This is a genomic window from Vibrio sp. V43_P6S15P86, from assembly GCF_009904725.1.
GTDB lineage: Bacteria > Pseudomonadota > Gammaproteobacteria > Enterobacterales > Vibrionaceae > Vibrio > Vibrio diabolicus.
Genome location: NZ_WXWT01000427.1, coordinates 1 through 5125, shown reverse-complemented (window position 1 = coordinate 5125; position 5125 = coordinate 1). Strand labels below are relative to the sequence as shown.

Below are 5125 nucleotides of genomic sequence, written 5' to 3'. Positions count from 1 at the left end.
TGACCCGCGTGACCGTGACTATATTGAAGTGAAACCGCTACCAGTAGCATCTCGCGTTATTCAAGCGATCGAGCAAGCTGGCTTCACTATGGTTAAAGCCGATGTTGAAAAAGGCTTTTTGCGCGGTGGCTCGTTTGCTTCTCGCTCTGGAATTTATCAAGAGCTAGAGTTCCGAAATAACGGCTTTATCTCATCAAAAGAAATTGAGCTTTCTTTTATTCTGGAAGGGCGGGTCATGCATTGTTTGGCGGAGGTTGACCGTTCGCTCAGCTTGGCTGGGGACCAGTATCGCTCGTTTACGTTGCCGATCAATGCAACTGATGCTCAAGTCGCTGCCGCGGTTGCACCAACGCTAAATCTATAGTTCTCATCAACTTGATGAGAATATGTACCGATATCCTATTGTGAAAGCGATATCGGTACTGTTATCCATGTTTCGTGCGTTCTCTACGGCTAAAAACTCAAGCGCGGAGTTTTCCATTAGATATCGATAGCCTAATACCAGTTCATTAGAGGCATCAGCAAACTCTGCGGGTCCTTCTGTTGAGCCTTGATACCAATGGTATTCAAACATCAGGTGGTGGTTATCTTCCAACGCATAACGGTACCCAGCTGCAACGGCAATCGTATTATGCCGATAGGGTAGATCCAGCAAGGCGCGATCATCTGAGCGAAACGTCATGCCAACCATCGAGTAAAATGCATGGGCGTCACTCAAATAACTGTAATTTATTTGGAAACCTTGCTCGAAATTACTGCCTTGAAAAGTCCCGTGAGCAACATCATTAAAATATAAGCTGCCACCAATAGATAGGCCGTGATGTTCATTCTGAAACACTTGATATTGCAAATAAGTAGATAAGTTGTTGGCAAGCGTTTGTCCTTCGAAGTCGTCTTCTAGCACATCATATTGCGGCATTGAAATGTGAAAACGATCTCTGTCTACTTTGTCTCGGCCATTCTGTCCGATACCGAAAAGGTTATGGAAGCTTTTCGTCAGTCCATCTAAATGGTTATCAGCGGCAAAAACCCACCGATAATTGAGTTCCCATTGCCAACTGCTATTGATTTGCCACTTGCTGCCAATTTCGATTTGGTTGTGGTAATAATCCAGTGCGTATTCATCAGTATGAGCCCAAACACTAGCCACGGTTCCTGAGCCATAGGTTTCGACAAAGTCAGAGGGAAGGCTATGTCCTGAGCGCAGTATATTGGTATGGCTAACCACTTGCATCGGAGATTGTGCGTAAGAACGTAGCGGCCCATACAGGTCATCTGATGCCATGGCTGGTACACAGCATATCGAAATGCTTAGAAGCCCCATAAAGCGCGATTTGAAATAGATCATGATGAACACCTACATGCAAACTACTCAATAAAACAACTATATACCTAAATTGCACTTTGAGGTGGAACTAGGTGTGCAGGGTCCTGTGTTGGTTAATATGTATCAGGAACTATTATACCAGTTGTGTATTCAAGTTCTATTGGGAGGGGGTAACTCCGTTTACAAGTGATGTGAGCCCTTAAGAATAATCATCAGATTGTCGTGACGGGGCCTGAGGTTAAGTTCTTATGATAAAACAAAATCGCGCTTTGCAATCTAAATGTGAGCTAGGTACAATCCCATTTTCGATAACGGTCCGGTATTCGTGTTACCGAGAGGCCTTTATTGACTCTCAACTATTTTCAACAAATAGCTTCTAATTTGAATAACATGTGTTGCTTGGTGTGCAACACCACTGTAAAGGACATAGCATGCCTATTATTACTCTTCCTGACGGCAGTCAGCGTCAATTTGACAACCCAGTTTCTACTATGGAAGTTGCGCAATCGATCGGTCCTGGTCTTGCAAAAGCAACGATCGCTGGTCGTGTAAACGGTAACCGCGTTGATGCGTGTGACCTAATTGAAGAAGACGCAAGCCTTGAAATCATCACCGTAAAAGATGAAGTAGACGGTCTAGAAATCGTTCGTCACTCTTGTGCTCACCTTCTTGGTCACGCTCTTAAGCAGCTTTACCCACAAGCTAAAATGGCGATTGGTCCAACCATCGACAACGGCTTCTACTACGATATCGACCTAGATGAGTCTCTAACGCAAGAAGATCTTGAAAAGATTGAAAAGCGTATGAAAGAGCTAGCGAAAACCAAGTACGAAGTTGTTAAGAAAAAAGTAAGCTGGCAGGAAGCGCGTGATACGTTTGAATCACGTGGCGAACCATACAAAGTGGAAATCCTAGACGAAAACGTATCTCGTGATGATCGTCCAGGTCTTTACCACCATGAAGAATACATCGACATGTGTCGTGGTCCTCACGTTCCTAACATGAGCTTCTGTCAACACTTCACTCTATTGAATGTGGCAGGTGCTTACTGGCGTGGTAACAGCGACAACAAAATGCTTCAACGTATCTACGGTACGGCTTTCCACGACAAGAAAGCACTGAAAGCACATCTAACTCGCCTAGAAGAAGCAGCGAAGCGTGACCACCGTAAGATTGGTAAGCAACTAGACCTATTCCACATGCAGCAAGAAGCACCGGGTATGGTGTTCTGGCATCACAATGGTTGGTCTATCTTCCGTGATCTAGAAGTATTCATCCGCGCTAAGCTAGATGAGTACGGTTACCAAGAAGTAAAAGGTCCGCTAATGATGGACCGTGTTCTTTGGGAACGCTCTGGCCACTGGGATAAATACGCTGATGCAATGTTCACAACTTCTTCTGAGAACCGTGAATACGCAATTAAGCCAATGAACTGTCCAGGTCACGTACAGATCTTCAACCAAGGTCTAAAATCGTACCGCGACCTACCGCTACGTATGGCTGAGTTCGGCTCATGTCACCGTAACGAACCATCTGGTGCACTACACGGCATTATGCGTGTACGTGGCTTTACTCAGGATGATGCTCACATTTTCTGTACCGAGAGCCAAATCCAAGAAGAAGTAACAAACTGCATCAAGATGGTGTACGATACGTACCAAACATTTGGTTTCGATAACATCGTAGTGAAACTGTCTACTCGTCCAGAGAAACGTGTAGGTTCAGATGAAATCTGGGATCAATCTGAAGAAGCATTGAAGCAGTCTCTTGAATCGATGGATATCCCATACGAAATTCAAGAAGGTGAGGGTGCGTTCTACGGTCCTAAGATTGAATTCACACTATACGATTGTCTAGACCGCGCTTGGCAGTGTGGTACTGTCCAGCTAGACTTCAACCTACCAGGTCGCCTAGGCGCTACTTATGTAGGTGAAAATAACGAACGTCTTGTACCGGTAATGATTCACCGTGCGATTCTAGGTTCACTAGAGCGCTTCATCGGTATCCTTATCGAAGAATATGCTGGTTTCTTCCCAACTTGGTTGGCGCCAGAACAAGCAGTTCTTATGAACATTACTGATAAACAGTCAGGTTATGTTCAAGAAATAGTACAAAAACTACAAAAAAGTGGAATTAGAGCTAAAGCGGACTTGAGAAATGAGAAGATTGGCTTTAAAATCCGCGAACATACTTTGAAGCGTGTGCCGTATATGCTTGTTGTTGGTGACCAAGAAATGGAAGCTGGCGAAATTGCAGTACGTACTCGTAAAGGTAAAGATCTTGGTAAATTTAAAGTGGATGATTTTATTGCATACATCCAAGACGAGATCTCTAGCCGTAAGCTCAATCTGGAGGAATAAGCTATTAAAGGCGGAAGACGTGGCCAACAGCCGGTAAAACAAAACCCGCACCGTATCAACGGTGAAATTCGTGGTATTCGTGAAGTTCGACTAACAGGCGCTGACGGTGAATCAGTTGGTGTTGTATCGATTCAAGAAGCCATTGCAGCTGCTGAAGAAGCTGGTATGGATCTCGTTGAGATCAGTCCTAACGCCGAGCCACCTGTTTGTCGTGTGATGGACTATGGTAAGTTCCTCTTCGAGAAGAGCAAAACTGCTAAAGAGCAGAAGAAGAAGCAAAAGCAGGTCCAGATCAAGGAAGTAAAATTCCGTCCTGGAACTGATATTGGAGACTATCAGGTAAAACTACGCAACCTGACGCGTTTCCTTGAAGAAGGCAACAAAGTGAAGGTAACAATTCGCTTCCGTGGCCGAGAGATGGCACACCAAGACATCGGTGTTGACGTTCTAAATCGTCTTAAGGAAGATACTGCAGAACTTGCTGTAGTTGAATCTTTCCCTAAGAAGATTGAAGGTCGCCAGATGATCATGGTGCTAGCCCCTAAAAAGAAGTAATTAACGGCTCATCAAGTAATTAAAACCTAGCCGCTTTCCTTTCGATAAAGGCATAACGGCTGGGTTTTGTTCGCCCTAATTACGTTGTTTATTAAACCTACTCAATGCGGAGTTATTCATCATGCCTAAGATGAAAACCAACAAAGGTGCTGCTAAGCGTTTTAAGAAAACTGCTGGTGGTATTAAGTACAAGCACGCTACAAAACGTCACATCCTGACTAAGCGTACTACTAAGAACAAGCGTCAACTACGTCCGAATGCAATCCTTCCAAAATGTGAAGTGGCTGCAGTAATCCGTATGTTGCCATACGCTTAATTCTTTTTAGTTATCAATCGTTTAGTTTAGGAGAAGCATAATGCCTCGCGTAAAACGTGGTGTACAAGCTCGTGCACGTCATAAGAAAGTTCTAAAACAAGCTAAAGGTTACTACGGTGCGCGTTCACGTGTTTACCGCGTAGCTTTCCAAGCAGTTACTAAAGCTGGTCAATACGCTTACCGTGACCGTCGCGCTAAGAAACGTCAATTCCGTCAACTATGGATTGCACGTATCAATGCGGCATCTCGTCAAAATGGTCTATCTTACAGCCGTTTCATCAACGGTCTTAAGAAAGCATCTATCGAGATCGACCGTAAGATCCTTGCGGACATCGCAGTATTCGACAAAGCTGCATTTGCAGTTCTAGTTGAAAAAGCGAAAGCTGCTCTTTAATTAGCAGTTTAGGATTAAGAGAAGGAGAGCATTAGCTCTCCTTTTTTATTGCTAAAATATATACCCAAATATTTTTCAGTTTTGCCATTCAGAATCTTGTCTATCAGTCTTCCCGATTTGATTAGTGATCGCTGCTCTGTTGGTAATAAAATGGCTTGGGTATATATTTTACG

6 protein-coding genes are annotated in these 5125 nt (G+C 44.0%); 5 read left to right on the top strand and 1 reads right to left on the bottom strand.

What is annotated here, in order from left to right:
- Positions 1 to 364, top strand: a 364-nt coding sequence (locus tag CAG69_RS19355) for a sporulation protein (protein WP_161445731.1), incomplete at its 5' end; no start/stop codon positions are given.
- A gap of 6 nt (positions 365 to 370) precedes the next feature.
- Here CAG69_RS19355 and CAG69_RS19350 read toward each other — a convergent pair.
- The gene (locus tag CAG69_RS19350; RefSeq protein ID WP_074191167.1) at positions 371 to 1348 is read right to left on the bottom strand and encodes a DUF3187 family protein; all 978 of its coding nucleotides are present in this window, start codon (positions 1346 to 1348) and stop codon (positions 371 to 373) included.
- Positions 1349 to 1758: 410 nt separating this feature from the next.
- Between CAG69_RS19350 and thrS the strand changes: the two genes are divergently transcribed.
- The 4 genes from thrS (at position 1759) to rplT (ending at position 4952) form a co-directional block, all read left to right on the top strand.
- On the top strand, positions 1759 to 3687 hold the full coding sequence (gene thrS / locus CAG69_RS19345; protein WP_005395892.1) for a threonine--tRNA ligase: 1929 nt from the start codon (positions 1759 to 1761) through the stop codon (positions 3685 to 3687).
- A 3-nt stretch (positions 3688 to 3690) separates the two neighbouring features.
- The gene (gene infC, locus CAG69_RS19340) at positions 3691 to 4242 is read left to right on the top strand and encodes a translation initiation factor IF-3 (protein ID WP_074191168.1); all 552 of its coding nucleotides are present in this window, start codon (positions 3691 to 3693) and stop codon (positions 4240 to 4242) included.
- Between the two features lie 121 nt (positions 4243 to 4363).
- Complete coding sequence (gene rpmI / locus CAG69_RS19335; protein ID WP_005377932.1) at positions 4364 to 4558, top strand: 50S ribosomal protein L35; 195 nt, start codon at positions 4364 to 4366, stop codon at positions 4556 to 4558.
- Between the two features lie 40 nt (positions 4559 to 4598).
- Entirely contained in the window at positions 4599 to 4952 is a 354-nt protein-coding gene (gene rplT, locus CAG69_RS19330) for a 50S ribosomal protein L20 (RefSeq protein WP_004727974.1), read from the top strand.
- Positions 4953 to 5125: the final 173 nt, after the last annotated feature.

Coding starts and splice junctions, on each gene's coding strand:
- CAG69_RS19350 (WP_074191167.1), bottom strand. CDS start 1,348: ATGATCTATTTCAAATCGCGCTTTATGGGGCTTCTAAGCATTTCGATA.
- thrS (WP_005395892.1), top strand. CDS start 1,759: ATGCCTATTATTACTCTTCCTGACGGCAGTCAGCGTCAATTTGACAAC.
- rpmI (WP_005377932.1), top strand. CDS start 4,364: ATGCCTAAGATGAAAACCAACAAAGGTGCTGCTAAGCGTTTTAAGAAA.
- rplT (WP_004727974.1), top strand. CDS start 4,599: ATGCCTCGCGTAAAACGTGGTGTACAAGCTCGTGCACGTCATAAGAAA.